The following is a 25,555-nucleotide window of genomic DNA, read 5'->3' as shown; positions in this document are numbered from 1 at the left end:
ATTAGGGTGAGGGCGGTCGCGATGGCGAACCCGACTTCCTTCTTCTGAGTCTCATTTCCTCCCCTGTTCTTGCGTCCCCGCGAGGGTGAAGATCGCACAGCATGCGTGGACGCACCACCCTTTCTGACTTTCGTAGCCCCAGGGCTATGAACCCGTTTCGCGTCGCGTTTCGCTCGTAGGTTGAGAGCGCAGTTCAACACGGAACCGCAGAGAGACGGAGGAGCAACGATGAAGTTCAAAACCGCTGTGCTCGGGGTTGTGGCGGCGCTCGCGCTCGGAACGATCGCCGCGCCTGCGCAAGCGTCGGAACCGCTACCTGACGATTCGATGTTCTTCTCCTCGGAAGACCTCGATGCGATGTCGCCGAACGGTGGGGCTGCACTGGACCCCGATGTGTTCCTCCAAGGACTGGAAGAGCTCGAAGCCTCGCCTGTGGAGCGAAACGAGATCACCCAAGACGGCTACACGTTCTACCAATACGTCGTACCCGAAGGCTCGCTGACGCTACCGAGCGCTGCCGATGTCCGCGCAGCGATCGAAGCGGATGCCTCGGCGTCCACGACAGTGCCGAACGACGTGATCACGCCCTTCCTCGAGGTGCGTTTCTCCGGCATCAAGATGGCCGTCGGGTTCAACACCGTCGACCAACAGGCTCTCGCTGCAGGAGGTGGAGCTGCGGTCGCCGCGGCTCTGTGTCTGATCCCGGCCGTCGGCTGGGCTGCCTGCACAGTCATCGGGATCGTCGTCGGCGTCGCCACCACCTACCTCGTCGCGAATGGGATCTGCAGCGGTGGTCGCACTCTGTGGTGGTACGACGTCCAGGGTGGATCCGTGATCAACTGTCGTTCGTCCGCACCGTTCTGAGTAGGCATCTGAAAGAGGTAGGCCCATGCGTTCTTGGCTGATCTTCACAGGAGTCGTCATCGCGGCCCTGGTACTCCTCGCGCTGCTTGCGACTGGATTTCCGTCGGCATCATCGATCATCTTCCTCATCGGCACTCCGATCGTCGTCCTCGGTGCAGGTTTGGGAGCCAAGTTCGTCCAGCGCAGGAACAGGACCATGAGAAGTGAGAACCTCTAGCTGGAAACTGGTCACCGACTAACCGCGTCGAGATGAGCCGCCCGTGGCAACGCTGCCCGGGCGGCTCTGTGGTGCTCGTGGTCAGATATTGCACCTTTCATAGCCGGGCGAGGCCGGCGAGGGTTCTGAGGGAAGGGAGCCCCCTTGTCGTTCACCGAAGTCACCCTCATCACCGGTCACCGCGAACGCGCCCGGACCGCCGTCGCGAGACGCCACGCGCCTGCTCAGCGATGTGCGCACGTGACCGCGTCCGCGCTCCGTCGCGCGCGGCACTCTCTACGTCGCGCGGGCTCTGCGGCTCGTGCAGCATGTCGAGCACGCGAGAACCGTCATGGTGACCGGCTGCCCGCACCGCACTCCGAGCAGGTCCACCAACCAGGCTGGGTCCACGTGCTCAACGAGGAGCATGACCCACACATGCGCGACGCCCGCGTGACCGCGTTCCGCTACGAGAGGCTGCGCCCCTTCCATCCCGGCCGACTGCACCGCCTTCTCAACGACGAGTTCGGCAGCGGTCGACACGGAGCGATCATCCGCTCGGCAGGATTCTGTCGACTCGCCACGCGACCCGGCCTGGTCGGCCGCTGGGATCAGGTCGGGCAGATGATCTCGCTCGAGCCGCTCGCGCGTGACGACGACTCCCCCACGCCTCCCCTCGCTCTCGGGCAGGATCTGGCGTTCATCGGCATCGACATGGATGCCGTCACCCTCTCAGGCACGCTCGACGGAGCGTTGCTCGACGATGAGGAGCTCCTGACCGACGTGCGTACCTGGATGCGCTTCGCGGACCCCTTCCCACAGTGGACGACACACGTGCACTCCGATGACTGACAACGCACCGTCCACCCACATCAGCGGCGCATCCGACGAACACGAACCCGCCGCCGCGCGGAGGACGGTGCAGCGCGACGCCGTCCTCGCGGCGCTCCGTGAGAGCCCGTCCTTCATGTCGGCGCAGAGTCTGTACGACCGTCTGCAGGACGGACCGGTTCCCGTCGCGCTGGCGACGGTGTACCGGCACTTGAACGCCTTCGCCGAGTCAGGGCTCGCCGACACACTGTGGCGGTCCGGCCACCAGTCGTTCCGCGCGTGCAGTGTCGCCGTGAGCCACCATCACGTGGTGTGCCGATCCTGCGATCGCGGCGCCGACATAGAACCGCCCGTCGACTGGCTGAACGAGGCGGTCGCACACTGGTGAGGCCGCCTCATCACTCATCACCACCCGTGCCACCGCACCAGCGAAGTCTGCACCACCGATGCACCACATCCACCCCGGATACGGAAAAACCCCCGATTTCTCGGGGGTTTCCATGGCGGTGACGGTGGGATTTGAACCCACGGTAGGGGGTTACCCTACACAACTTTTCGAGAGTTGCACCTTCGGCCGCTCGGACACGTCACCGCGGAATAGCTTACGCGAGAGCGGGCGAGCGCGCGAATCGGGCGCCGAGAGCGTTCACCAGGCGGCGGCGACCTCTGCGTGCGTTCGCAGGATGCCCTCGGTCGATCCCGCGGGCGCGCGGCCGATGCCGCACTCGGTGGCGACCCCGAACCGCTCCGCGAACGGGCGGGCGGCGGCGACACGGCGCGCGGCTCCTTCCGCGCCGTCTTCGCGGTGGACGAGTCCGAGGTACAGCTCTTCGACGGGCGCGAGGTCGGCGAGAGGGGCGAAGTAGCCCTCATCGTCGCGCTCGATCGGCACCGGCAGGTGCAGCCAGGTGAGAGGACGCGCCGTCGCCGCCAGGACCGCGTTCGCGTAGCGGACCAGGTTCGCGGAATCGGTCGGCTCGATGAAGTGCTTCTCCCCCGCGTCGCCGTAGCAGAGGTGCACGCCGGCCTCCACGTCTGCGGGAACCGCGTCGATGAGGCGAGCCAGCCGCGCGACGAGGCCGTCGAACGGATCACCGGGCCACCAGGCCTCCATGACCGCTCCGTAACCGGCTGCTCGCTCGATGATGCCCATCTCGCTGGCCACATCCCACTGCACAGCAAGGTCGTCGTGCGGGATCGCGGCGAGGATCGCATCGAGCTCACGCAGGATCGCGGCGGTGTAGACGGGCTCGATGGCCGCCCGGTCATCCCCTCGGAAGAAGGAGGAGATCACGGCGAGCGGTGTCGGCAGCGACACCTGGAAGCGCACATCGGCCGGAACCGCACCATCCTCGCGGAGGCGCGTGAACACCGCGTACGACTCGATCGCCGCGGCCGCGTATCCGAGCGCGGGAAGTTCGATGCTCGCTGCGTCCACGCCCTCGCCGATGCGCAGGCCACGGGCGTCGATCCCGGCCGGGAACGGGATGGGCTCGTCGCCGATGCGCTCGATCCCCTCGGCCTGGCCGATCACATCGGGCTGGAACATGATCCAGTGGAATCGTTTGCCGACCTCTCCGTCCGGGATGCGCCGGAGGCGGGCGCCGAGCACATCCACGGCTGTGCGGATCGTCGTCTCGGCATCGTCGAAGTTCACACTGCCCACGAGGAGGGCGCCCTGCGGCTGAGTCATCACCCCAGGATATCGGCGCGGGATTCCGCGCTTTTCCCCGGCCGGCCACCGGGCGGCGAGACGTCCGAAGAGTTAGGATGTCCTAAGAACCCGCCGCCTGTGGGGGCAGCGATGACGGGAAGGGTACGCAGCATGGGCTTCATCACCTCGGAGGCGCTGGCCGACACCGGCTATGTGGTCCTCGACGATCACTCCGCACCGGGCGACCCCGCCGAATGGCTCGACCTGGAATACGTCCGCTGGCGCTCCTCCGGCGTCACGCGCTTCGCCCCGCTCGCCAGCTACGCGGGCGACGTGGACTGCAACGGCTTCTGGAACCACACGCCGCCGCGCACCGACAAGGACGGCGTGTGGATCGACTCCCAGGTGGCGATCGCGCCCACCCTGCAGCGTCGCGCGCTGGAGCCCGGCGCGGGCATCGGACGGTGCCGCGTGATCGAGTTGCAACCGAACGAGTACGCCGATGCGATCTACAATCTGCACCAGGATGACAACAACCGCCTCAACGAAGACGGCACCGGCTGGGTCGTCCGCGGGTTCTTCAATCTGTCCGACGACACCGAGTCGATGCTCATCCTGCGCGCCGACCGCTTCGACCCGGCGACCGAGGTCCGGCTGCCGCTCCGCGCCGGCTCGCGCATCATCGTCGACACCCAGCGCTTCTGGCACGCGGTCTGGCATCGCGGCACCGCACCCCGCTACGCGCTCATCACCTCCTGGACCAGCGGCCCCGAACTCGACGCGTACATCGCGGCGAACCAAGGCGACCCGCATCCGCCCACCGTCGACCTCGACCCGCAGTTCGTCGATGAGGCGCAGGTCGAGTTGCACCGCCGCATCGAAGAGCGCCGCCGTGCCTTCGAAGCGCAGGGCATCGTGATGGAACCGCCCGTCGACATGAACGCCTGACCCGCAAGGCCGCCCTGACCGGCCCGCGTTCCTCGCTCAGAGCGTGCGTCCGCCGTCGAGTCGCACCACACGGTCGACGGTGCCCGCGGGCGGCACCACGTGCGAGATCAGCAGCACGGACTGCGACCCCGCTGCGGCCAGCAGATCACGCAGCAGGGCGTCGGACGCCTCGGGGTCAACCCCGGCCGTCGGCTCGTCGAGCACCAGCACCGGGAAGCCGCGCAGCAGGGCCCGGGCGAGAGCGATCCGCTGCGCCTGCCCGCCGGACACCAGTGCCCCACGGTCGCCGACCCGCGCATCGAGACCGCCGCGCTCCCGCGCCCACTCCCCGAGCCCCACCCGGTCGAGCACGGCGAAGAGTTCCTCATCATCCGCGGTGTCGCGCGCGAAGAGAAGGTTCTGACGGATGTCCTCGTCGAACAGCTGAGGGCTCTGCTCACACAGGCCGATGACCCGGCGCAGCGTCGGACCGGACAACTCCGTTGCGTCGCGGTCCCCGATCCGGTACTCGCCCTCCACGCGGAGGAAACCGACGAGGGCCGCGGCCAACGAACTCTTCCCGGCCCCGCTCGATCCCGTCACCAGCACCCGCTCACCGGGTCGGAGATCGAGGTCGACGCCGGAGAGCGCCGGGGTTCCCCCCGGCCAGGACGCGCGCACGTCGCGCATCCGGACCGCCGGAGTGCCGTCGAACTCGACGTCTTCACCCGCGTCGGAACGCAGCTCCTGCGGCATCCGGTCGGGGAGCACGTCGACGATGCGCTCCGCACTCGATCGGACACTCCGCCACGACGCCGCAGCGATCGGCACGGCGCCGAAGATCTCGAACACCACCATCGGCACCAGCACCGCCACGGCCAACCACGGCCCGTCGATCGCCCCGTCGACGAGGCCGGGCGACGCGGCGGCGAGCGCCCACACCGACGCCGCTCCGGCGACCGCGGAGACCACCCCGGCAGCGACGGCCTGCGCCAGCGATGCGCGGGAGACGAGCTGACGCAACTCCCCGTCGGCTGCGGCGATCCGTGCCCGCGCCTGCTCCTCCGCCCCATACGCGAGGAGGACATCGAGGCTCGCGAAGTAATCGACCAGCGCCGCCGAGAGCTCAGCCCGACGCGCGGACACGAGTGCTTCGGCGCGGGAGCCGAACACCCAGCCGAGTCCGATCGCCGCGGCCGCGGCGACCAGCAGGCAGACGGCGAGGGTGAGGGCGGCGGGCGGCGAGACGAACGCGATGAAACCGACGGCACTCACCGCGACGAGCGCCGCGACCCCCAGCGGCTGTACCACCCGCAGCGGGAGGTTCTGCAGGTTCTCGACGTCGTCGACGAGGGCCGTGAGCACTTGACCGCGGTCGGTCGAGCCGAGCCCGGCCGGCGAGAGCGGGATCAACCGACGCACCATGTCGGCGCGTGTGGAGGCGAGCTGACGCAGCGCCGCATCATGCCCGCTCAGCCGTTCGAGGTAGCGGGTGACGGCGCGCGACACAGCGAAGAACCGGACGCCGACCACGGCGATCGACAGCGGAACCAGCGAGTCGACGATCGAGGCGCTCACGATCAGCCAGCCACTGACCGCGAGCAGGCTCACGGCGGCCGCCGCGGACAGCACACCCCAGATGAGACCCGGCATGAAGCGTCCGACCGACGGCTGCGCGAGCCGAAGGATGCTGCGGACCCGCTGTCCGCGCGTCAGCTCGGTCATGCGTCCACCCCCAGCGCCACGACCTGATCCGCGATGCGGCGCGCCGACCGCCGGTGCGACACGAGCAGGATCGTCGCTCCGGCATCCGCCCGCGCCCTCAACGACTGCCACAACCGTTCCTCGGTCTCCGGGTCCAGCGCGCTCGAGGGCTCGTCCAGGGCGAGCACACGTCCGGGATCGGTCTGCTGCCGGTACAGCGCGCGCGCCACGGCCACCCGCTGCGCCTGACCGCCCGAGAGCCCACTCCCCTGCACACCGAGTTCGAGTGCCGCGTCGATGCTCTCGGCGCGTGCCTCATCCAGCGCTGCGCGGACGCGGCCGGCATCCGGTGCCGGGTCTCCGAGGGCGACGTTGTCTGCGACCGTGCCGCGCATCAGCCCCGGTGCTTGCCCTGCCCAGGCCAGCCACCCGGCCGGAGCGAGCCCGCGAAGACTCTGCCCGGCGAACACGGCCGTCCCCTCATAGTCGGCAGCGCCCCGCAGCGCCGCGAGAAGCGACGACTTGCCCGAGCCACTGGGTCCCTCGATCAGCGTGATCGTCCCCGGCGTCGCGGTGAAGGACACCGGGCGCAGATCGCGCACCTGCACCCCCTCGACCACGAGCGCCGCGCCTTCCAGTCGGTCCACCTGCACGACGGATGGACGGATGTCGGAAGCTTCGACGGCGATTCGTCCGGCATCCGTCGGAAGCTCCTGCATCCGTGCACCTGTCCGCGCCGCATCGAGCACCTCGAACACGTCCTCGGTCGCGGCGACGCCCTCGGCCGCGGCGTGGAACTGCACCCCCACCTGTCGGATCGGCAGGAACGCCTCGGGCGCGAGCAGCAGCACGAATAGCCCCACCTCGAGCGTGAGGTCCCCCGACAACAGCCGGAATCCGACCGACACGGCGATCAGGGCGACCGCGATCGAGGCCAGCAGCTCCATCGCGAACCCGGACAGGAACGAGAACCGCAGCACCTTCATGGTCTCGCGCCGGTACTCGTCTGCCGTGACCTCGATGCGGTCCGCCGCGCGCCGGTCGCGCCCGAAGAGCCGCAGCGTCGAGAGTCCCTGCACCGTGTCGGCGAACCGGGCCGCGAGCCGCTGCAACGTCTGCCACTGCCGCTTCTGCACCGTGCGCGTCGCCATCCCGATCAGGATGAGGAACAGCGGGATCAGCGGCAGCGTGATGAGAGCGGTGAGACCGCTCGGCCAGTCCTGCCACCACATCACCGCGACCAGCACGGGCGTCGCGATGACGGTCAGCACGAGCTGCGGGATGTAGCGCGCGAAGTAGGCGTCCAGCGCTTCCAGACCATGGCCGGCGGTCACCGCGAGTTCGGTCTGGTTCCGCTGCGCCAGCCACCCCGGTCCGAGCCGCCCCACCGCCGCGATCAACGCGGATCGCAGCTGCATGCCGGTCTTCGCCGCAGCACGGGTGCCCGCCGCATCGGACGCGGCGATGAGCACACCGCGAAGCAGTGCCGTGACCAGCAGCCAGAGCAGGGAAGCCGTGACGTCGCGCCCGGCGATCGCCCCGGTCACCGCATCCGTCAGCAGCCAGGCGAACACGATCACGACCGCCGTCTGGACCACGCCGATCAACGCGGATGCCGCGAGGAATCCCCTCGCGGCACCCGCGTAGCGCAGCAGTCTTGGATCGACGGGTTTCACGCGTGCGCCGGTGCCCCCTCGATGGATTTCCGAGTGACGCGCTTGCGGAAGACCCAGTACGTCCAGGCCTGGTACGCGAGCACGAGCGGCATCGCGATCAGGGCCGTCCAGCTCATGATCTGCAGCGTGTACGGGGTGCTGGATGCGTTCGCGATCGTCAGGCTGTACGCCGGGTCGATCGTCGAGGGCATCACGAACGGGAACAGCGCCGAGAAGAGCATGACCACGGCGAACATCACCGTGAGCATCCCGGAGAAGAAGGCCCACCCGTCACGTCGGACGAGCGAGAACCCGACGGCCGCGATCAGGCTGACCGCCGCGAGCACCCCGGTGCCGATGACGAGCCAGAGCAGCGGAGCCTCGCGGCCCATCGCGATCGCCACCGTCCAGATCACCGTTCCGGCCGCGACGAGGATCGTCGGAAGAGCAGCCTTCTTCGCCAGCTTCTGCGCATCCTCGTGCACCTGTCCATCGGTCTTGAGAGCGACGAACAGCACACCGTGCAGGAAGAACAGCAGCAACGTGGTGACGCCGACCAGCAGCGCGTACGGGTTCAGCAGCGAGAAGAAGCCGCCGACGTAGATGTGGTTCTCATCGATCGCCACCCCCTGCACGATGTTGCCGAAGGCGACGCCCCAGAGCAGAGCGGGAACGGCGGACCCGATCACGATCATCCGGTCGAATCCGGCCTTCCACTTCACGCTGTCGCGCTGGTGCCGGTACTCGAAGGACACCCCGCGCAGGATCAGCGCCAGCAGGATCAGCAGCAGCGGCAGGTAGAAACCGCTGAACAGGGTGGCGTACCACTCGGGGAACGACGCGAACAGCACGGCACCGGCGACGATGACCCACGTCTCGTTGAGGTCCCAGACCGGACCGATCGTGTTGATGACCTGACGGCGCGAGACATCGTTCTTGCCGAGGAACGGCAGCGACATGCCGACGCCGAAGTCGAACCCGTCGAGTACGAAGTAGCCCACGAAGAAGAACGCGACGATGAAGAACCAGAGTGTTGCGAGATCCATGATGCTCCTCCCCCTCAGTAGACGACCGACGGCAGCTGGGCCGTCTCGTCATGCGGTTGTTCTTCGGTGTCCGGGCCCTTCTGCGCGGCCTTGACGATGAGTCGGACCTCGACCACGGCGAGGGCCGCGTAGATCGCGGTGAACGCGATGAGCGATATCAGCACCTCGAGCCCGCTGACGCCCGGCGAGACGCCGTCCTGCGTGGTCATGAGCCCGAACACGATCCAGGGCTGTCGGCCCATCTCCGTGAAGACCCATCCCATGATGTTGGCGACGAGCGCGAGCGGGAACGACCAGATCGCGAGCTTCCACATCCACGGTGCCGGGGGCTTCTTGGCGCCCTTGCGGGTGAGCCACAGGCCGGCGACGGCCACGAGCGCGGCGGCCATGCCCAGGCCGATCATCCAGCGGAACGCCCAGTAGGTGACCCACAGGATCGGGGCGAAGTCCGTCAGACCGGTGGCGGCGTAGGTCTGGGCGTACTCGGCGTTCAGGTCGTTGATGCCGTGCACACACGCGTCGAGCGTATGCGTCGACAGCAGGGACAGCAGGTAGGGGACGCGGATCGAGAACAGTTCGGAACTGCCGTCCGGGGTGCCGAGGGTGAACAGGCTGAACGACGCGTCCGGTCCGCACACCGTGTTGAAGGTCGCTTCAGCCGCAGCCATCTTCATGGGTTGCGCGGCGTACATCGCCAGGCCGAGCTGGTCACCCGTGAGCACGACACCCGCGGTCGAGACGATCATCGCCCACAGTCCGAACTTCAGCGAGATGCGCATGGTGTCGAAGTGCTGTCCGCGAGCGAGGTGCCAGGCGGAGACCGAGATCACGACACCGGCCGCGAACATCAGCGCGCCGAAGATCGTGTGCGGGAACGCGGCCAGCGCGACCGGGTTGGTCAGCAGCGCCCAGAAGTCGGTGAGCTCGGCCCGGTTGGTCTCGGGGTTGAACGTGTAGCCGACCGGGTTCTGCATGAACGCGTTGGCCGCGATGATGAAGTACGCCGACAGGATGCTGCCGATCGACACGCACCAGATGGTGGCCAGGTGCAGCTTCTGCGGGAGCTTGTCCCAGCCGAAGATCCAGAGACCGATGAAGGTCGCCTCGAAGAAGAACGCCAGCAGGCCCTCGAAGGCGAGCGGAGCACCGAACACGTCGCCGACGAAGCGGGAGTAGTCCGACCAGTTCATGCCGAACTGGAACTCCTGCACGATGCCGGTGACGACGCCCATCGCGAAGTTGATGAGGAAGATCTTGCCGAAGAAGCGGGTCAGGTGCAGGTACTGGACCTTGCCGGTGCGCACCCATGCGGTCTGGAAGATCGCGGCGATCAGCGCCATGCCGATCGTCAGGGGGACGAAGAGGTAGTGATAGACCGTGGTCAACCCGAATTGCCATCGGGCGAGCGCGAGCGGATCAAGCCATTCCATGCACGACTCCTGTTCTGTGCTGCCGCTGCCTCGTGCTGTCACGCAGCTGGACGGTGCAGTCCGATGCGAGGACGGCATCGCGGACGCACTCGGCTTCGAGGGGTCCACCGGCCTCGTTCAACACGCTCTGCATGAGCTCGAGGTGCACACGGCAGAGCATCGGGCGGTCTTCGGAACGGCCCGCCGCGTGCGGGCACGGGCTGAGGTCGACCGTGAGCCGGCGGTCGTCGACCACGGGCTCGAAGCCGCTCTCCTCCAGGTGCTCCACGAGCGCGTCGAGCTGATAGGTGGCTTCACGGCCGAGGTCGGGCGCCGAGTCCGGCAGCATGCTGCGCATCAGGTCGCCCCGACGAGCAGCCGCCTTGGCCTTGTCGCGCGCGACCGGGCTGGAGGCACCCGGAGCTCCGGTGGCCGCGCTGTACAGCGTGCGCGGACGCCCCCGCGTGGTGCGGTGCTCGATCGTCGGGATCACGTACCCGCCTTCGATCAGGCGCTGCAGGTGCTCACGGACCGTGTTCGCGTGGAGTCCGGTCGCCTCGCACAGCTCCGCGATCGACACGGCGGCTCGGGTCTGCGAACTTCCCGCTTCGAAGAGCAAGTGCAGGATCTGCACCCGGGAGTAGCTCGAGATCGGCCCGCAGACGGGCCCGCCGTTGGCCATGTCACCAGTATTCCGTGAGATCGCGGGTTTACCCAGAGGTACGGGCCGTGAATAAACACCTGGCCGATAGGGATGTCCGATCCCGCCGATAGCCTGAGAGCATGGCCACCCGAAAACCCGCTCCTCCCGCCTACGTCTGCACGGAATGCGGCTGGACGACCGCGAAGTGGGTCGGACGCTGCGGGGAGTGCCAGCAGTGGGGCACGGTGCAGGAACAGGCGGCGCAGACCGGCATCCTCCGCCGCGTGGGTCCGGTCGCACCGAGCGCCGAGCGGACGGCACGACCGATCACGCAGATCACGACGCAGGACGCACCGCGGCGCTCGAGCGGGGTCGGGGAGTTCGACCGCGTGCTCGGCGGTGGCGTGGTCCCCGGCGCCGCGATCCTGCTCAGCGGTGAGCCCGGTGTGGGCAAGTCCACGCTGCTGCTGGAGGTGGCCGCCCAAGCAGCCCGCGGCGGGCGGCGAGTCCTGTATGCGAGCGCCGAGGAATCTCCGGGGCAGGTCCGCCTTCGCGCCGAGCGCACCGGAGCGTTGCACGACGAACTGTACCTGGCGAGCGAGACCGACCTGGCGACCATCCTGGGGCACATCGACGAGGTCAAGCCGCAGCTGGTGATCGTCGACTCCGTGCAGACCGTCTCCTCGTCGCTGATCGACGGTGCGGCCGGTCAGCCGAGCCAGGTCCGCGAGGTCGCTGCGACGCTGATCCGCGTGGCGAAGGACCGCGATCTGCCGATCATCATCGTCGGTCATGTCACGAAAGACGGCCAGGTCGCCGGCCCCCGGGTCCTCGAACATCTGGTCGACGTCGTCTGCCACTTCGAAGGGGATCGGCAGACGTCGCTGCGCTTCATCCGCGCTCTCAAGAACCGCTTCGGTCCGACCGACGAGGTCGGCTGCTTCGAGATGACGGGCGACGGCATCGCCGAGGTCCCCGATCCCTCGGGGCTCTTCCTCTCTCAGGGCGCGACCGAACCCGGAACCTGCGTCGCGATCTCGCTCGAGGGCCGCCGGGCGCTCCCCGTCGAGGTGCAGGCCCTCACCGTGCCCAGCAACGCTCCGAACCCGCGCCGCATCGTCCATGGCCTCGACTCCTCGCGCGTGGCGATGGTGCTGGCCATCCTCGAACGCCGCGCCGGCATCCCCACCGGGACTCTCGACGTCTATGTGTCGACCGTCGGAGGCGTGCGCTTCACGGAGCCCGCCGCCGATCTCGCCATCGCGATCGCCGTCGCCGGCTCCATCCAGCAGATCGCGGTGCCGCGAACCGTCGCAGCGGTCGGTGAACTCAGCCTCGCCGGCGAGATCCGCCCGGTGACCCAGGCCGCGCAGCGGCGGTCCGAGGCGGCGCGACTCGGATACGAGCAGGTCGTCGACGACCGCTCGAAGACCCTCCGTGCCGCGCTCGGCGATGTGCGGGCGCGCAACACCTCACGCCGATCCGACCGCGACATCCCGCCGTTCTGATCCGCCCGGGAGCCGTTCTGGTCCGCCCGGGAGCCGCTGCGCCTGCCGCAGACCGTCTCAGGCGTCGAGCGCCTTGAGCAGCTCGGCGGGATCGGCCTGCATGGGGTGCGGGCCGGCGATGTCCAGGAACACCGTCGTGATCGGGTGCGCGGAGAGGAACTTGCGCAGCCAGTCCGCGGTGTAGATCCCGACGCCGGGCGGCAGGTTGGCCGGCTTGTTCTTCGCATCGCTGAACAGCAGCAGGGCCAGATCACCCGTCTTCGGGTCGCGGTACGTCCACACCTCCCCGCTGTCGAGCGGGTTGTCGCGCGCGCCCGGGGTGATCAGCGGCACGACCGTGGTGCCGTGGCGCAGAGCGAGAGCGACCGCAGCGACATCCTGCTTCTCGAGAGCCTGAGCCAGGGCATCCGAGCGGAAGTCCTCGGGTGCGGGCTTCTTCTTCGAGGTCTTCGACTTCTTCGCTGCCATGTCTCCAGCTTATTCACGGAGGACGACGCGGCGCGCGGAATCGACCGCGGAGACGATTGGGGCCCTCTCGAGTCCCACATTGGGGACTGGGGTACTCGAGAGGGCCCTCGGACTCTCGAGCGGCGATGTCGAAGCGCTGGGGACGCTGTAGTTCGACGCCACTGGGGATGGCTTGTGCCGCATGATGCGGAGAGTCATCTCAATGGTATCCCAAAGATGAGCACCTGTCAGCATCATGCGGCGAACGATGCTCACATCGCCGCGATTCGCACCCCATAGGGCAGATGACGACGCATTTCGAATGCTTCCTGTCACCGTCGCTTCGAAGACGGAGGCCGCTAGTACAGCAGGATCTGCACGGTGCTGGGGCTCGTGAAGCCGCCGATCGACACCTCGACATGGTACGAGGCTCCCCCGCCGGGCGCGCGCTGACGATTCTCCTGGTCACAGGTCTCGACGCTCGAACGCGTCCGATCCCACGTCACCGGATCCTTGCTCGTGACGGTGGTCCCGGCGGTGAGCGTCGCGATCATGCTGCTCGGGTCCTTCTGGCAGTCGGTCGAGCGCCACCACACATCCGAACCGCTGGACACCGTGAACACCTGCGTCGTCGATCCGACGTCGATCGTGCAGTCCTTCGTGCTCTTGTTGGTCAAGGAGATCGAGAGCTTCGGCAGGACTCCGGCGGCATAGGTCTCCGCATCGGCCACCGCGGCGACTTCGACATCCTTCGCCTCACAGGCGACGATCGCGGGTGTCTGCGAGGCCGACGGATCCGGAGAAGGAGACGCCGTCCCGGGCGACGGTGAGGGCGTGGAGGTCTCCGATGAGGACGCCGACGGCTTCGGACCGGTCTCGGCGGAAGCCCACGGCTTCGCGATCAGCAGCCACACCCCGACGCCGATGGCCGCGAGGAGCAGGACGAGCCCGCCGATGACGACCAGTCGCCGACGGCGGTAGACGGCGGCGGAACGACGGGGCATATCTCCAGGCTAAGCGATCGCACCTGCACAACCGGGGAGGCCCACGGACGGTCGTCGAGCAGGAGGCGCCTCAGAGCACTTTGAGCATGCGTGTGTTGCCGAGCGTGTTGGGCTTGACGTGGGCGAGGTCGAGGAACTCCTCGACACCGGCGTCACCGCTGCGCAGCAGTTGGGAGTAGACGTCGGGGTCGACGACCTGCTCCCCGATGGGCGTGAAGCCCCGACGGCTGAAGAACTCGACCTCGAAGGTGAGGCAGAACAGGCGGGAGAGCCCAAGCATCCGCGCCGTCTCCTCCAGTCGGTCGACGATGGCCCGACCGACTCCGTGGTGCAGCCAGTCGTCGCGCACGAGCAGGGTGCGCACCTCGCCCAGATCCTCCCAGATCACGTGCAGCGCACCGCAGCCGATCAGCACCCCGTCCGCCTCCGCCACGACGAACTCCTGCACGGATCCGTAGAGCACCGCGAGGTCCTTGCCGAGCAGGATGCGCTGCTCCACGAGGGGCTGCAGGAGGTTGCGGATGCCGATGACGTCGGCGCTGCGCGCCGGTCGGACGATGTACTCGCTCACGGCACAAGCCTATGACCCATGCCCCTGCGAAAACCCAGACGGTTCGCTCGCGGTACGGCGCGTCGTGTGCATGACGCGCCCGGGCGATCGCATCCCGTCTGAGTTTTCGCAGGAGGGGCCGGGACACAGGAAAGGGGCGGATGCCGCAGCATCCGCCCCCTCGTGGTTCTGTCTGACTTACTCGCCGCTGGCGACCGCCAGGTCGGGAGTGCCGGCGATCGCACCGCCACCGGTGTTGACGCCGACCGCGACCTTCTCGCCGCGCGGGCCGTGCTCGAACAGGAACTGCCCGTCCTTCGCATCGACCTTCACGTGGTCACCCGAGTTGAGCTCGCCGTGAAGGATCTTCTCGGACAGACGGTCCTCGACCTCGTGCTGCATCGCGCGACGCAGCGGTCGGGCGCCGAGCGCCGGGTCGAAGCCGATCTCGATCAGACGCTCCTTGGCGGCCTGCGACAGCTCGATCGTCATGTCGCGGTCCAGCAGACGCTCGCCGAGGCGCTTGGTGAACAGATCCACGATCTGCACCAGCTCCTCCTTCGAGAGCTGCGGGAACACGATGATGTCGTCGACACGGTTCAGGAACTCGGGCTTGAAGTGCCGCTTGAGCTCTTCGTTCACCTTGCCCTTCATCCGGTCGTAGCTGGTCGAGTCGTTGCCCTCGATCTGGAAGCCGACGGGGCCGCCTGCGATGTCACGGGCACCGAGGTTGGTGGTCATGATGATGACCGTGTTCTTGAAGTCCACGATCCGACCCTGACCGTCGGTGAGCCGACCCTCTTCGAGGATCTGCAGCAGCGAGTTGAAGATGTCGGGGTGGGCCTTCTCGATCTCATCGAAGAGCACCACGCTGAACGGCTTGCGCCGCACCTTCTCGGTGAGCTGGCCGCCCTCTTCGAATCCGACGAACCCGGGAGGGGCACCGAACAGACGCGAGACGGTGTGCTTCTCGCCGAACTCGCTCATGTCGAGGGAGATCAGCGCGGCCTCGTCGTCGAACAGGAACTCGGCGAGGGCCTTGGCGAGCTCGGTCTTTCCGACACCGGTGGGGCCGGCGAAGATGAACGAGCCCGAAGGACGCTTCGGGTCCTTGAGACCGGCACGCTGACGGCGGATCGTCTTGGAGAGAGCGGCGATCGCCTCCTCCTGACCGATGACGCGCTGGTGCAGGGCCTTCTCCATGAAGACGAGTCGGCTGGACTCCTCTTCCGTGAGCTTGAAGACGGGGATGCCGGTGGCCTGAGCGAGCACCTCGGCGATCAGACCCTCGTCGACGACCGCGGAGGTCGCGACGTCGCCTGCACGCCACTGCTTCTCGAGGCGGAGACGCTCGGCGAGAAGGCTCTTCTCCTCATCGCGCAGGGAGGCGGCCTTCTCGAAGTCCTGCTCCTCGGACGCGATCTCCTTCTGCTCGCGCACGGCGGCGATCTTCTCGTCGAACTCCCGCAGCTCGGGCGGGCTCGACAGGATCGACAGACGCAGGCGTGCGCCGGCCTCGTCGATCAGGTCGATGGCCTTGTCCGGAAGGAAGCGGTCGGAGACGTAGCGGTCGGCGAGGTTCGCCGCGGCCACGATGGCGCCATCGGTGATCTGCACCTTGTGGTGCGCCTCGTAGCGGTCGCGCAGCCCCTTGAGGATGTTGATCGCGTGCGGCAGCGTCGGCTCGTTGACCTGCACCGGCTGGAAGCGGCGCTCGAGCGCGGCATCCTTCTCGAAGTGCTTGCGGTACTCGTCGAGCGTCGTGGCACCGATCGTCTGCAGCTCGCCACGCGCGAGGAGCGGCTTCAGGATGCTGGCCGCGTCGATCGCCCCTTCGGCGGCACCCGCACCCACGAGGGTGTGGATCTCGTCGATGAAGACGATGATGTCGCCGCGCGTGCGGATCTCCTTGGTGACCTTCTTCAGGCGCTCCTCGAAGTCACCGCGGTAGCGGGAACCGGCGATGAGCGAACCGAGGTCGAGCGAGTAGAGCTGCTTGTCCTTCAGGGTCTCGGGCACATCGCCCTTGACGATCGCCTGGGCCAGGCCCTCGACGACGGCGGTCTTGCCGACGCCGGGCTCACCGATCAGGACCGGGTTGTTCTTCGAGCGGCGGGAGAGGATCTGCATGACCCGCTCCGCCTCCTTCTCGCGCCCGATGACCGGGTCGAGCTTGTTGTCGCGCGCGGCCTGGGTGAGGTTGCGTCCGAACTGGTCGAGCACGGCAGAGCCGCCCTGGGCACCGGCCGGCGAGTCGTTCGTCTGCGCGCCGACGGAGGCCGGCTCGCGCCCCGGGGCACCGGAGAGCAGCTGGATCACCTGCTGGCGGACCTTGTTGAGGTCGGCACCGAGCTTGACGAGCACCTGAGCGGCGACGCCCTCGCCCTCGCGGATGAGGCCGAGCAGGATGTGCTCCGTGCCGATGTAGTTGTGGCCGAGCTGCAGGGCCTCGCGGAGGCTGAGCTCGAGCACCTTCTTGGCACGAGGCGTGAACGGGATGTGCCCGGTCGGCTGCTGCTGACCCTGGCCGATGATGTCCTGCACCTGCTCGCGCACGGCGTCGAGGGAGATGCCGAGGCTCTCGAGGGCCTTGGCGGCGACGCCTTCACCCTCGTGGATGAGGCCGAGCAGGATGTGCTCGGTCCCGATGTAGTTGTGGTTGAGCATCTTCGCCTCTTCTTGGGCGAGGACGACCACTCGACGGGCTCGGTCCGTGAATCTCTCGAACATGCTGTGACTCCTTATTCGCACGGGGCGAAGACGCGTGAAGCGCTTGTACATCGAGAGTAACCACCACATCGGGCGCGTATGCCCGTGTTCGCCGTGGGCATACCGGGGGTTGACCGAGTTATCGACAGTCGTTATGTTAACGAATGTCGATAACAACCAACCTCAAGGAGACAGGGATGCTCACCAGACAAGGACGCCCCTCACTCGCCGACGGGATCGCCCTCGGACTCATCGCCACCGGCGCCGTGAGCGTCGGGATCGGCGCGATCTTCGCGGTCGCCTCCGCCGCGTTCGAGATGTTCGGCGCGGCGCCTGCGGTGCTCATGCCGATCCACGACGTCGACCTGACCGCACTCGATGACGTCTCCGGCGTGAGCGCGGCGACGGTCGACTCCGCCCTCGTCACGTTCTCGACGATGACCGCCGGCGCTCGCTGGATGCTGCTCCTCGAGGTCGCGCTCCCGGCACTCGCCACGATGGCGCTGTGCGCGGGGGTCTGGTGGCTGGGCGTGTCCCTCATCCGCTCGCGACCTTTCCGTGCGTCGCTCGGGTGGATCTTCGGCCTCGCCGCCTGCCTGATGCTCGCCGGAGCGCTCCTCGGGCAGCTGGCCGGCGGGATCGGGCGGGCGATGATCGTCCAGGACCTGGCCGCCGCGGATCCCGCCGTCGAGGACGTGCTGTGGACCCTGCTGGTGCAGTTCGACCTCGCCCCGGTCGGCTGGGCGTTCGCCCTCGCCCTCATCGCCGGTGTCTTCGAGATCGGTCGACGCCTCGAACGTGACACGGAAGGACTCGTCTGATGCTCAGCACCGCCACCCCCACCCGCTCCGAAACGGCAGATGCCATCACCGTGATCCTCTACGCCGCCGCGGCGCTCATCACGGTTGTCATCGCCACGGTGCTCCGCATCGGCAGCACTTTCCGCGACTCCGGAATCGCGTGGTCGATCCCGATCGACGAGCAGCCGATCTCCGCGACGACCGACTCCGGCGCCCTCTCCATCGAGGGGATCGCGCAGGATGCGATGGTCTTCGCGACCGATGTGAACGTGGTGTCGGTCACCGCCATCATCGCCGCCATCGCTCTGTGGACTCTCGCAGCTGTCCTGATCATCGCGTCAGTGACGCTGGTCGCCTGGAACTTCCTCCGCGGACGCTTCTTCGTTCGCGGAAACGCACGTGCCTTCGACGTGATCGGCTGGACACTCGTCGCCGCCCCCATCCTGATCGTCATGCTCGAGACGATGGGGCGCAACGGCGTGACCACCGCGCTCGGCATCGGCGACGGAGAGCCCGTGCACCCGATCGAGTTCTGGACCATCGCGCCGATCTTCGCCACCGGGGTGACGGTCGGCCTGATCGCCGTCGCGTTCCGCCGCGGCATCCGTCTCCAACAGGAGAAGGCGGCGCTCCAGAAGGAGACGGAGGGACTGGTGTGAGCCCGGCGGAGAGCGACGACGAGTTCACCGGCATCCACTGCCGGCTCGACGAGCTACTCGCAGAGAGAGGCATGACCCTCACGGAGCTCAGCGCCACGGTCGGGGTGAGCATCGTGAACCTGTCGGTGCTCAAGAACGACCGCGCCCGCGCCATCCGCTACTCGACGCTGCGGGCGATCTGCGAAGCGCTCGACTGCGAGGTCGGCGACCTGTTGGTGATCGCCTCGCGCTGATCCGAGCAGATGTCTGCGCACACGCGTATGCTCATCTGTATGCGCACCACGTTGAATCTCTCCGAGGCACTCGCGACCGAAGCTAAGGCGCGCGCCGCCGCAGAGGGCCTGACCTTCACGAGCTTCATCGAAGAGGCCCTCCGCGAGCACCTGGCGAAGCGTCCATCCCCTGCGCCCAGCGAGCCCCTGCCGACCTTCGGCGACCCGCGCACATCACGGTTCCTCGTCAACATCGACGACCGTGACGCCCTGTGGGACGCGCTGGAAGAGACCTCGATCCGATGATCGTTCCCGACGTCAACATCCTCGTCTACGCATTCCGCGCCGACTCCGCAGAGCATCAGACCTACGCGCCCTGGCTCAACGAGGCCCTGACCCGCGAAGCGATCGGCGTCTCCGACACGATCCTCAGCGGATTCGTCCGCATCGTCACCCACCCCCGAATCAGCACCGTGCCCGCACCGATCGACGCCGCGATGGCCTTCGCCCACAGCCTCGTCGCCGCTCCGCGCACCCACTGGCTCACGGCCGGGGCACCGTCCTGGAACCGACTCGAAGCTCTCACCGCGGTCGACCAGGGCATCCGAGGGAACCTCGTCCCCGACGCGTACATCGCCGCGTTGACTCTGGCGAACGGTGCACGCCTCGCCACGCGTGACCGCGGATTCGGCCGGTTCCCCGACCTCAGGTGGTTCGACCCGGCGACGGACGCGCGCGCCGACGGTTCCCGGTGACCCGACGATCGTCGGGAGGAACCACGTCATCCTTCGTCATATCCACCCAGGGAATTCCCAGGGAGTCCTAGCGTTGAGCCTCATGGCGCGCACCCGGCGCACCGCGATCCTGGAGTCCCCACCCCATGAGCACCACCGCACGCGCGCAGAAGGCGCCTGACACCCGCGGACCGGTCCGGAAGCTGCTGACGTCGTTCGGCTTCCAGATCCTCGCCGCCCTCGTCCTCGGCATCGCCGCCGGTCTGATCGGCCGCCAACTCGGCGCCACCGCCGAGAACCCGACCGGCCTGTCCGCGACCCTCGACACGATCGGCAGCTCGTACGTCACGCTGCTGCGTGCCGCCGTCGTCCCGCTGATCTTCACGGCGATCGTCGCCAGCATCTCAAACCTGCGACGGGTGCAGAACGCCGCCCGCCTGGCCGGTCAGACGATCCTCTGGTTCGCGATCACCGCCTTCATCGCCGTCATCATCGGTATCGTCCTCGGCCTCGTGATCCAGCCCGGCAACCGCGCCGGTGACGGCCTCGAGCCCGGGGACCCGTACACGGTCGGCACCTGGTGGAACTTCCTCCTCGGCCTGATCCCGCAGAACTTCCTCGGCCTCACCGTCAGCACCTCGCCCGGTGCTGTCGAGGGCACCTTCTCGTCGAACGTCGGCTTCAACATCCTGCAGGTCATCGTGGTGGCGGCCGTCGTCGGCATCGCCGCTCTCAAGGCCGGCAAGAAGGCCGAGCCGTTCCTCATCTTCACCGAGTCGCTGCTGAAGGTCATCCAGCGCGTGCTGTGGTGGATCATCCGCATCGCCCCGATCGGCACCTTCGGCCTCATCGGCTCGGCCGTGATCAAGTACGGCTGGGAGAAGCTGGCCTCCCTCGGCTGGTTCGCGGCTGCGGTCTACATCGGCCTCGCGCTGGTGCTCTTCGTCGTCTACCCGGTCCTGGTGCGCACGCACGGCCTGTCGATCAAGCAGTACTTCTCCGGTGTCTGGCCGGCCGTGCAGCTCGCCTTCGTCAGCCGCTCGTCGATCGGCACGCTGCCCCTCACCGAGCGCGTCACCGAGCGCAACCTCGGCGTGCCCCGCTCCTACGCGTCGTTCGCCGTCCCGCTCGGTGCGACCACCAAGATGGACGGCTGCGCGGCGATCTACCCCGCCATCGCCGCGATCTTCGTCGCTCAGTTCTTCGGCATCGAGCTGAACTTCGTGCAGTACCTGCTGATCGTGATCGTCTCGGTCGTCGGCTCCGCCGCCACCGCGGGCACCACGGGCGCCGTCGTGATGCTCACCCTGACACTGTCGACTCTCGGCCTGCCGCTCGAGGGCGTCGGACTCCTGCTCGCGATCGACCCGATCCTCGACATGGGCCGCACCGCGGTCAACGTGGCCGGCCAGGCACTGATCCCGACGATCGTCGCCAAGCGCGAAGGCATCCTGAACGAGGAGCTCTACAACGCTCCGCGCGAAGGCCTCCCCTTCGCCGACGACTCCGGAGACGACGAGGGCACCCCGGAAGCGGACACCTCCTCCGACAAGGAGCCGGTCGGCGCCCGCTGACCGCGGTTCCGCCTCACGCAGAGCGCCCCGTCCCCCTCCGGGACGGGGCGCTCCGTCGTCCGGCACTCAGGCGCGGCTCTGCGGACGCGTGGCACCCCGGGTGTCGAGCGCGAGCTCCTCGGCATCCATCGCGGCGATCAGCTCGCGCATGACCTCCTCATCGAGGTTGCCCGCATCCCGCTCGGCGAGCAGGATCTCTCGCCGCACCTGCAGCCAGCCCTTCGTCAGGGCGACGAGGTCCTCGTACGAGGGCCGGCTTGCGGCATCCTCCACCTTCTGCACCTCGTCCGTGTCCTTCTCGACCCGGGTCATCCGCTTGGTGAACGCGTCGAAGATCCCGAGGTCGACCTCGCCGTACTTCGCCTCCCATTCGACACGCTTCGTCGCCAGGTAGGCCTTGCCGGCCTCGCGACTCTTCTCCCGGACGGCGGCGAGCGCCTCCCGGTCCTCTTCCTCGTCGACGTCGCTCGCGATCCCGAGACCGCGGATCAGCAGCGGGAGGGTGAGCCCCTGGATCAGCAGCGTGCCGACGGTCACGATGAAGGCGACGACGACGATGGCATGCGACGCCTCGGTGTCGAGGGTCGCGAGGTCGGCGGCGGCGACCGCGATCGCGAGGGTCACCACACCGCGCATCCCCGCCCAGGAGATGACGGCGCTGTCCTTCCAGCTGAGCTGCAGCCCTGCCATCCGCTCGCGCACGATATGGCTGCGCAACTCGTCGGGGGAGTAGTCCCCCCAGCGACGGGACTTCTTGTGTCGTTTCTCGAACTGCTCGGTCTCGACGCCGCGATCCCAGCGTTCGAGCCGTCGGCGATCCTGGAAGTTCGCCCACGCGCTGGTCGGATAGATGTAGAGCGGTCGCACGATCAGCACCACGAGCAACACCGCTCCCGACAGGAGCAGGATCCGCCCGACCGACTCGCTGCCCAGGTCGTTGAGCACACGCGGGAACTGCAGACCGATGTAGGCGAACACGAAGCTCTCCAGCAGCAGGTCGGCCGAGAGCCACAGCGGCTTCTCCTGCTGCCGCGTGGTGTAGTCGGTGCGCGGCGAGTTGTAGCCGACGTAGAGCCCCATCGCGACGACCGCGAGCACCCCGGATCCGAGCAGGTGCTCGGCGATCGCGTAGGCACCGAACGGGGCGAGGAGCCCGAATGTGCCGATCACCACCGGGTCGCTGATGCGGGTGCGCAGTTGGTGCAGGACGATTCCGAACACCAGACCGACGCCGACGCCGACGCCGACCGCCAGGAGGAACTGCCAGATGCCGTCCCAGACCGTCAGCGTCGCACCGGCGAGGATGGCCGCGAACACCCGGTAGAGCGTGAGGGAGGTCGCGTCGTTGATCAGGCTCTCGCCGGAGAGCACGGTCATGATGCGCCGGGGCAGTCCGAGGCGACGGCCGATCGCCGCGGCCGACACCGCATCCGGCGGAGCCACGATCGCACCGAGCAGCAGCGCGCCGGGAAGGGTGAGCGAGGGCAGGAGCCACCACGCCACGAACCCCACGGCGACGGCGGTGAGCAGCACGAGCCAGATCCCGAGCCGACGGATCTGCGGCAGGCTGCGCCGGAAGCCGACGAACGACACGTCGAGCGCGGCTGAGTACAGCAGTGGCGGCAGCACCAGGCTGAGCAGCAGGTGTCCGTCGATGTCCAGCTCGGGCACGAACGGCAGGAATGACGCGGCGAGCGCCACGACGGTCACGAGCAGCGGCGCCGGCCATCCTCTCCAACGCGCGAACGCGGCCACGGCGACGGAACCGACGAGGACGTAGAAGATGCCTGCTTCCATACGGCAACGCTACCGGGGGGAATGACGCCACCCCGCGAGACGTTGCAGGAGAGGATGTCCGCTACAGCTCTCTCCGTCCTCGATCTCGTCCCGGTGCGCACCGGCCAGACGAGCGCCGAGGCCATCGCCTCCTCCCTGTCCCTCGCCGAGACCGCCGACCGCCTCGGCTACCGCCGCTACTGGTTCGCCGAGCACCACAACATGCCGGCCGTCGCGTCCACCACACCCCCGGTGCTGATCGCCGCTGCGGCGACGCGCACGACGCACCTGCGACTCGGATCCGGTGGTGTGATGCTGCCCAACCACGCGCCCCTCATCGTGGCCGAGCAGTTCGCGGCACTCGAGGCTATCGCCCCGGGACGCATCGACCTCGGCCTCGGTCGCGCGCCCGGCAGCGACCCCGTGATCACGCAATTGCTCCGCGGCTCCGGCACCACGAGTGACGTCGAGCAGTTCCCCCGTCACGTCCAGGACATCGCCGCGCTCCTCTCGGGCGACGGCGCCACCGTGCGGTTCACCTCGGGCGGCGAGTACACCGTGCGCGCGACCCCGGCGGCGACCGGGTCCCCCGAGGTGTGGCTGCTCGGATCGAGCGACTACTCGGCCCAGCTCGCGGCCTCCCACGGACTCCCCTACGTCTTCGCGAACCACTTCTCGGGACAGGGCCTCGAGCGCGCGCTCGACCTGTACCGCACGGGCTACCGCCCGAGCGAGGAGCACCCGGAGCCCCGGACCTTCCTCACGGTGAACGCGGTCGCCGCGCCCACCTCGGAGGAAGCGGAAGCTCGCGCGCTCCCGCAACTGCGGATGATGGCACGGCTGCGGCTGAACCAGCCCCTGGGAGCGCTCGAGACCGTCGAGGAGGCACTCGCCGCGGAGACGGACGCCACCACGGATGAGGTCGTCCAGGCCGCCCGCTCCCGCTGGTTCGTCGGCACGGGAGAGAGCGTGGCCGCAGAGGTCCGCGGCTTCGCCGAGCGCCACGGTGTCGACGAGGTCATGCTGTCCCCGGTCGCCGGTGCGTACGAGTCCGAGCCGAAGGACTCCACCCTCGGCCGAGCCCAGACCCTGGAGCTCATCGCCGCCGCCCTCTGACCCCGTCCGTCCCCCGGTCCCGGTCCCCGCTCGGTTGCGGGATGAAAAACGCGCCTCCCCGGGCACCCGGAGGCGCGTTTTTGATCCCGCAGCCGGAGCGGGCGCTCTCCACAGGCGACAGTTGTCCACAGATGCCGGAGCGCGAGGCTGGAGGGCGGGACGGAGCGGAAGCTCGCGAGCGACCATGGGCGGATGCGACACCGGATCCCCCTCCCCGCCGAGCTCGGCGCGCACTTCTCCGTCCGCGATGCCGAAGCGTCCGGAGTCGGGCGCAAGCGGCACTCCGCGCGCGATCTCATCCGGCCGTATGCAGGTGTCCGCGCCGCGGAGGCGCCCGCCAGTTTCGTCGAGCACGTGGAGTGCTACGTGCCGCGGTTGCGACCGGGCCAGCGTTTCGCCGGACGGACGGCCCTGCGGCTCTGGGGAATCCCCTTCCCGGTTCGCTGGACGACGACCGAACCCCTGGACATCGCGGTGGACACGGGCCACTCTCCCCCGCGCACCGGCGGCATCCGCGGTCGTCGCATCGCCTCGGGGCGAGCGCACTCCTGGGAGATCGGAAGGGCACCGGTGGTCGACCCCGTGGCTGCGCTCTTCCTCTGCGCCGCGGAGCTGACCCGTGTGCCGATGACCGTCGCCCTGGAAGCCCTGATCACCGCGGCCGACAACTACCCCGGCCTCCACGAAGGCAGACCTTCGGTGGACGTCGAGAGGATCGAACAGCGGCTCCTCGAGTGGGGGCGCTTCCCCGGGTGTGGGCGCATCCGCAGGGCTCTCCCCCGAGTGCGCGGAGGAGTCGAGTCACCGAAGGAGACCGAGACCAGGATGCTGCTGGTCGACGCAGGGCTTCCCGAGCCGGAGATCCAGCACGTCGTCCGGGCCGCCGGACGGGCGATCGCCCGCGTCGACCTCGCCTATCCGCAGTGGCGCATCGCGATCGAGTACGAAGGGGACGGACACCGCACGAGCCGCGAGCAGTGGCGCACCGACATCCGTCGACAGCGCGACCTCGAAGCCGCCGGGTGGATCGTGGTCCGCGTCACCGAGCTCGACCTGCGCGAGGGCGGCGCCGCCCTCGTCTCCCTCATCCGCCGGGCGATCTCCTCGCGCTGACACCCGCGTCCTCCCGTGCGGGATCAAAAACGCTCCTCCCCCGACCAGCGGAGGTGCGTTATCGATCCCGCAACCGCGCCGCGGATCCCGTCAAGGGGTGTCGACAACACACAGATCGGCGTACCCTCGACGGCAGAAAGGGGGTCCGAGGATGAGCACCACCAAGACGCTCGCACTCTGGGTCGCTTACGGACGCAATGGAGTAGTCGGCAGCATCCGGCACGACGACGATGGATACCACGTCACGATGGCGGGAGCGGATGCCGAAGCCAGCACCTATCCCAGCCTCGCTTCCGCGAAGGGTGCCCTGCACGCGCGCATGGCTCCCGGCAGCGACTGGCCGCGCTTCCAGGAGCATTGACCCCAAGTCCCGCTCTCGCGGGATGAAAAACGCGCCTCCGTGACGTCCCGGAGGCGCGTTTTC

Annotated in this window: 25 protein-coding genes and 1 tRNA gene; 14 read left to right on the top strand and 12 right to left on the bottom strand. The window is 68.3% G+C overall.

Annotated elements, in window-relative coordinates; all coding sequences use genetic code 11:
• The first annotated feature begins 228 nt into the window (after nucleotides 1-228).
• The 3 genes from LVJ59_RS13190 (at nucleotide 229) to LVJ59_RS13180 (ending at nucleotide 2,279) form a co-directional block, all read left to right on the top strand.
• The gene (locus LVJ59_RS13190) at nucleotides 229-864 is read left to right on the top strand and encodes a hypothetical protein (RefSeq protein WP_232763400.1); all 636 of its coding nucleotides are present in this window, start codon (nucleotides 229-231) and stop codon (nucleotides 862-864) included.
• Between the two features lie 634 nt (nucleotides 865-1,498).
• A complete protein-coding gene (locus LVJ59_RS13185) occupies nucleotides 1,499-1,912 on the top strand; it encodes a GTP-binding protein (protein ID WP_232763399.1) in 414 nt (137 codons plus the stop codon).
• Entirely contained in the window at nucleotides 1,905-2,279 is a 375-nt protein-coding gene (locus LVJ59_RS13180) for a Fur family transcriptional regulator (RefSeq protein WP_232763398.1), read from the top strand. Before LVJ59_RS13185 ends, LVJ59_RS13180 begins: the two co-directional genes overlap by 8 nt.
• A gap of 113 nt (nucleotides 2,280-2,392) precedes the next feature.
• Here the strand turns inward: LVJ59_RS13180 and LVJ59_RS13175 are convergent.
• Nucleotides 2,393-2,483, bottom strand: a tRNA-Ser gene (locus LVJ59_RS13175).
• A gap of 54 nt (nucleotides 2,484-2,537) precedes the next feature.
• Nucleotides 2,538-3,584 (bottom strand): hypothetical protein, encoded by a 1,047-nt coding sequence (locus tag LVJ59_RS13170; RefSeq protein ID WP_232763397.1) that lies wholly within the window; start codon nucleotides 3,582-3,584, stop codon nucleotides 2,538-2,540.
• A 132-nt stretch (nucleotides 3,585-3,716) separates the two neighbouring features.
• Here LVJ59_RS13170 and LVJ59_RS13165 point away from each other — a divergent pair, with 132 nt between their 5' ends.
• Entirely contained in the window at nucleotides 3,717-4,493 is a 777-nt protein-coding gene (locus LVJ59_RS13165; RefSeq protein WP_232763396.1) for a hypothetical protein, read from the top strand.
• Between the two features lie 36 nt (nucleotides 4,494-4,529).
• On the opposite strand, the gene cydC is transcribed toward LVJ59_RS13165, so the two are convergent.
• From cydC to LVJ59_RS13140, 5 genes are read right to left on the bottom strand one after another with little or no spacing between them, the layout of a single operon-like run.
• Nucleotides 4,530-6,197, bottom strand: a complete 1,668-nt coding sequence (cydC, locus tag LVJ59_RS13160; protein ID WP_232763395.1) for a thiol reductant ABC exporter subunit CydC — start codon at nucleotides 6,195-6,197, stop codon at nucleotides 4,530-4,532.
• Entirely contained in the window at nucleotides 6,194-7,852 is a 1,659-nt protein-coding gene (cydD, locus tag LVJ59_RS13155; protein ID WP_232763394.1) for a thiol reductant ABC exporter subunit CydD, read from the bottom strand. The genes cydC and cydD overlap by 4 nt, the downstream gene beginning before the upstream one ends.
• Nucleotides 7,849-8,877, bottom strand: a complete 1,029-nt coding sequence (cydB, locus tag LVJ59_RS13150) for a cytochrome d ubiquinol oxidase subunit II (RefSeq protein ID WP_047520250.1) — start codon at nucleotides 8,875-8,877, stop codon at nucleotides 7,849-7,851. The genes cydD and cydB overlap by 4 nt, the downstream gene beginning before the upstream one ends.
• Nucleotides 8,878-8,891: 14 nt before the next feature.
• Nucleotides 8,892-10,307, bottom strand: a complete 1,416-nt coding sequence (locus LVJ59_RS13145) for a cytochrome ubiquinol oxidase subunit I (protein WP_131492238.1) — start codon at nucleotides 10,305-10,307, stop codon at nucleotides 8,892-8,894.
• Entirely contained in the window at nucleotides 10,294-10,968 is a 675-nt protein-coding gene (locus tag LVJ59_RS13140) for a helix-turn-helix domain-containing protein (protein ID WP_047520253.1), read from the bottom strand. Before LVJ59_RS13140 ends, LVJ59_RS13145 begins: the two co-directional genes overlap by 14 nt.
• 101 nt (nucleotides 10,969-11,069) lie before the next feature.
• Here LVJ59_RS13140 and radA point away from each other — a divergent pair, with 101 nt between their 5' ends.
• Nucleotides 11,070-12,437 (top strand): DNA repair protein RadA, encoded by a 1,368-nt coding sequence (gene radA, locus LVJ59_RS13135; protein ID WP_047520255.1) that lies wholly within the window; start codon nucleotides 11,070-11,072, stop codon nucleotides 12,435-12,437.
• 57 nt (nucleotides 12,438-12,494) lie between these two features.
• Here the strand turns inward: radA and LVJ59_RS13130 are convergent, their stop codons facing one another.
• The 4 genes from LVJ59_RS13130 to LVJ59_RS13115 form a co-directional block, all read right to left on the bottom strand.
• Entirely contained in the window at nucleotides 12,495-12,905 is a 411-nt protein-coding gene (locus LVJ59_RS13130; protein ID WP_047520260.1) for a hypothetical protein, read from the bottom strand.
• 338 nt (nucleotides 12,906-13,243) lie between these two features.
• Nucleotides 13,244-13,888, bottom strand: a complete 645-nt coding sequence (locus tag LVJ59_RS13125; protein WP_131492236.1) for a hypothetical protein — start codon at nucleotides 13,886-13,888, stop codon at nucleotides 13,244-13,246.
• Between the two features lie 70 nt (nucleotides 13,889-13,958).
• Nucleotides 13,959-14,459 (bottom strand): amino-acid N-acetyltransferase, encoded by a 501-nt coding sequence (locus tag LVJ59_RS13120; RefSeq protein WP_047520264.1) that lies wholly within the window; start codon nucleotides 14,457-14,459, stop codon nucleotides 13,959-13,961.
• Nucleotides 14,460-14,636: 177 nt separating this feature from the next.
• Nucleotides 14,637-17,168 (bottom strand): ATP-dependent Clp protease ATP-binding subunit, encoded by a 2,532-nt coding sequence (locus tag LVJ59_RS13115; protein ID WP_047520266.1) that lies wholly within the window; start codon nucleotides 17,166-17,168, stop codon nucleotides 14,637-14,639.
• A gap of 176 nt (nucleotides 17,169-17,344) precedes the next feature.
• On the opposite strand from LVJ59_RS13115, the gene LVJ59_RS13110 reads away from it, so the two are divergent.
• The 6 genes from LVJ59_RS13110 (at nucleotide 17,345) to LVJ59_RS13085 (ending at nucleotide 21,126) form a co-directional block, all read left to right on the top strand.
• Nucleotides 17,345-17,968: a hypothetical protein gene (locus LVJ59_RS13110; RefSeq protein WP_232763393.1), complete on the top strand. Its 624-nt coding sequence runs from the start codon at nucleotides 17,345-17,347 to the stop codon at nucleotides 17,966-17,968.
• Complete coding sequence (locus tag LVJ59_RS13105; RefSeq protein WP_047520270.1) at nucleotides 17,968-18,606, top strand: hypothetical protein; 639 nt, start codon at nucleotides 17,968-17,970, stop codon at nucleotides 18,604-18,606. The genes LVJ59_RS13110 and LVJ59_RS13105 overlap by 1 nt, the downstream gene beginning before the upstream one ends.
• A complete protein-coding gene (locus LVJ59_RS13100; RefSeq protein WP_232763392.1) occupies nucleotides 18,603-18,839 on the top strand; it encodes a helix-turn-helix transcriptional regulator in 237 nt (78 codons plus the stop codon). The genes LVJ59_RS13105 and LVJ59_RS13100 overlap by 4 nt, the downstream gene beginning before the upstream one ends.
• A gap of 39 nt (nucleotides 18,840-18,878) precedes the next feature.
• Nucleotides 18,879-19,124 (top strand): CopG family transcriptional regulator, encoded by a 246-nt coding sequence (locus LVJ59_RS13095; RefSeq protein WP_134352264.1) that lies wholly within the window; start codon nucleotides 18,879-18,881, stop codon nucleotides 19,122-19,124.
• Nucleotides 19,121-19,573 carry a TA system VapC family ribonuclease toxin gene (locus LVJ59_RS13090; protein ID WP_232763391.1) on the top strand — a complete coding sequence of 151 codons (453 nt, stop codon included), beginning with the start codon at nucleotides 19,121-19,123 and terminating at the stop codon, nucleotides 19,571-19,573. The genes LVJ59_RS13095 and LVJ59_RS13090 overlap by 4 nt, the downstream gene beginning before the upstream one ends.
• Nucleotides 19,574-19,698: 125 nt before the next feature.
• Nucleotides 19,699-21,126: a dicarboxylate/amino acid:cation symporter gene (locus tag LVJ59_RS13085; RefSeq protein WP_232763390.1), complete on the top strand. Its 1,428-nt coding sequence runs from the start codon at nucleotides 19,699-19,701 to the stop codon at nucleotides 21,124-21,126.
• 66 nt (nucleotides 21,127-21,192) lie between these two features.
• Here the strand turns inward: LVJ59_RS13085 and LVJ59_RS13080 are convergent, their stop codons facing one another.
• A complete protein-coding gene (locus LVJ59_RS13080; protein WP_232763389.1) occupies nucleotides 21,193-22,923 on the bottom strand; it encodes a sodium:proton antiporter in 1,731 nt (576 codons plus the stop codon).
• A 54-nt stretch (nucleotides 22,924-22,977) separates the two neighbouring features.
• Between LVJ59_RS13080 and LVJ59_RS13075 the strand changes: the two genes are divergently transcribed.
• The 3 genes from LVJ59_RS13075 to LVJ59_RS13065 all read left to right on the top strand — a co-directional run bounded on the left by LVJ59_RS13075 (nucleotide 22,978) and on the right by LVJ59_RS13065 (nucleotide 25,492).
• A complete protein-coding gene (locus LVJ59_RS13075) occupies nucleotides 22,978-24,018 on the top strand; it encodes an LLM class flavin-dependent oxidoreductase (RefSeq protein ID WP_232763388.1) in 1,041 nt (346 codons plus the stop codon).
• A 192-nt stretch (nucleotides 24,019-24,210) separates the two neighbouring features.
• On the top strand, nucleotides 24,211-25,131 hold the full coding sequence (locus LVJ59_RS13070; RefSeq protein ID WP_232763387.1) for a hypothetical protein: 921 nt from the start codon (nucleotides 24,211-24,213) through the stop codon (nucleotides 25,129-25,131).
• 151 nt (nucleotides 25,132-25,282) lie between these two features.
• Nucleotides 25,283-25,492, top strand: a complete 210-nt coding sequence (locus tag LVJ59_RS13065; RefSeq protein WP_232763386.1) for a methyltransferase — start codon at nucleotides 25,283-25,285, stop codon at nucleotides 25,490-25,492.
• Nucleotides 25,493-25,555: the final 63 nt, after the last annotated feature.

The sequence above is a fragment of the Microbacterium sp. KKR3/1 genome (genome assembly GCF_021272365.1).
GTDB classification, from domain to species: Bacteria; Actinomycetota; Actinomycetes; order Actinomycetales; family Microbacteriaceae; genus Microbacterium; species Microbacterium aurugineum.
This window is presented reverse-complemented; position numbering and strand designations above follow the sequence as displayed.

What these genes read in the sequence shown, in the direction of transcription:
- LVJ59_RS13080 (WP_232763389.1), bottom strand. Translation starts at nt 22,923, where the DNA reads ATGGAAGCAGGCATCTTCTACGTCCTCGTCGGTTCCGTCGCCGTGGCC.
- LVJ59_RS13125 (WP_131492236.1), bottom strand. Translation starts at nt 13,888, where the DNA reads ATGCCCCGTCGTTCCGCCGCCGTCTACCGCCGTCGGCGACTGGTCGTC.
- radA (WP_047520255.1), top strand. Translation starts at nt 11,070, where the DNA reads ATGGCCACCCGAAAACCCGCTCCTCCCGCCTACGTCTGCACGGAATGC.
- LVJ59_RS13105 (WP_047520270.1), top strand. Translation starts at nt 17,968, where the DNA reads ATGCTCAGCACCGCCACCCCCACCCGCTCCGAAACGGCAGATGCCATC.
- LVJ59_RS13095 (WP_134352264.1), top strand. Translation starts at nt 18,879, where the DNA reads ATGCGCACCACGTTGAATCTCTCCGAGGCACTCGCGACCGAAGCTAAG.
- LVJ59_RS13170 (WP_232763397.1), bottom strand. Translation starts at nt 3,584, where the DNA reads ATGACTCAGCCGCAGGGCGCCCTCCTCGTGGGCAGTGTGAACTTCGAC.
- LVJ59_RS13180 (WP_232763398.1), top strand. Translation starts at nt 1,905, where the DNA reads ATGACTGACAACGCACCGTCCACCCACATCAGCGGCGCATCCGACGAA.
- LVJ59_RS13090 (WP_232763391.1), top strand. Translation starts at nt 19,121, where the DNA reads ATGATCGTTCCCGACGTCAACATCCTCGTCTACGCATTCCGCGCCGAC.
- LVJ59_RS13130 (WP_047520260.1), bottom strand. Translation starts at nt 12,905, where the DNA reads ATGGCAGCGAAGAAGTCGAAGACCTCGAAGAAGAAGCCCGCACCCGAG.
- LVJ59_RS13165 (WP_232763396.1), top strand. Translation starts at nt 3,717, where the DNA reads ATGGGCTTCATCACCTCGGAGGCGCTGGCCGACACCGGCTATGTGGTC.
- cydC (WP_232763395.1), bottom strand. Translation starts at nt 6,197, where the DNA reads ATGACCGAGCTGACGCGCGGACAGCGGGTCCGCAGCATCCTTCGGCTC.
- LVJ59_RS13075 (WP_232763388.1), top strand. Translation starts at nt 22,978, where the DNA reads ATGTCCGCTACAGCTCTCTCCGTCCTCGATCTCGTCCCGGTGCGCACC.
- LVJ59_RS13110 (WP_232763393.1), top strand. Translation starts at nt 17,345, where the DNA reads ATGCTCACCAGACAAGGACGCCCCTCACTCGCCGACGGGATCGCCCTC.
- LVJ59_RS13140 (WP_047520253.1), bottom strand. Translation starts at nt 10,968, where the DNA reads ATGGCCAACGGCGGGCCCGTCTGCGGGCCGATCTCGAGCTACTCCCGG.
- LVJ59_RS13085 (WP_232763390.1), top strand. Translation starts at nt 19,699, where the DNA reads ATGAGCACCACCGCACGCGCGCAGAAGGCGCCTGACACCCGCGGACCG.
- LVJ59_RS13115 (WP_047520266.1), bottom strand. Translation starts at nt 17,168, where the DNA reads ATGTTCGAGAGATTCACGGACCGAGCCCGTCGAGTGGTCGTCCTCGCC.
- LVJ59_RS13145 (WP_131492238.1), bottom strand. Translation starts at nt 10,307, where the DNA reads ATGGAATGGCTTGATCCGCTCGCGCTCGCCCGATGGCAATTCGGGTTG.
- LVJ59_RS13190 (WP_232763400.1), top strand. Translation starts at nt 229, where the DNA reads ATGAAGTTCAAAACCGCTGTGCTCGGGGTTGTGGCGGCGCTCGCGCTC.
- LVJ59_RS13185 (WP_232763399.1), top strand. Translation starts at nt 1,499, where the DNA reads ATGCGCGACGCCCGCGTGACCGCGTTCCGCTACGAGAGGCTGCGCCCC.
- cydB (WP_047520250.1), bottom strand. Translation starts at nt 8,877, where the DNA reads ATGGATCTCGCAACACTCTGGTTCTTCATCGTCGCGTTCTTCTTCGTG.
- LVJ59_RS13070 (WP_232763387.1), top strand. Translation starts at nt 24,211, where the DNA reads ATGCGACACCGGATCCCCCTCCCCGCCGAGCTCGGCGCGCACTTCTCC.
- LVJ59_RS13065 (WP_232763386.1), top strand. Translation starts at nt 25,283, where the DNA reads ATGAGCACCACCAAGACGCTCGCACTCTGGGTCGCTTACGGACGCAAT.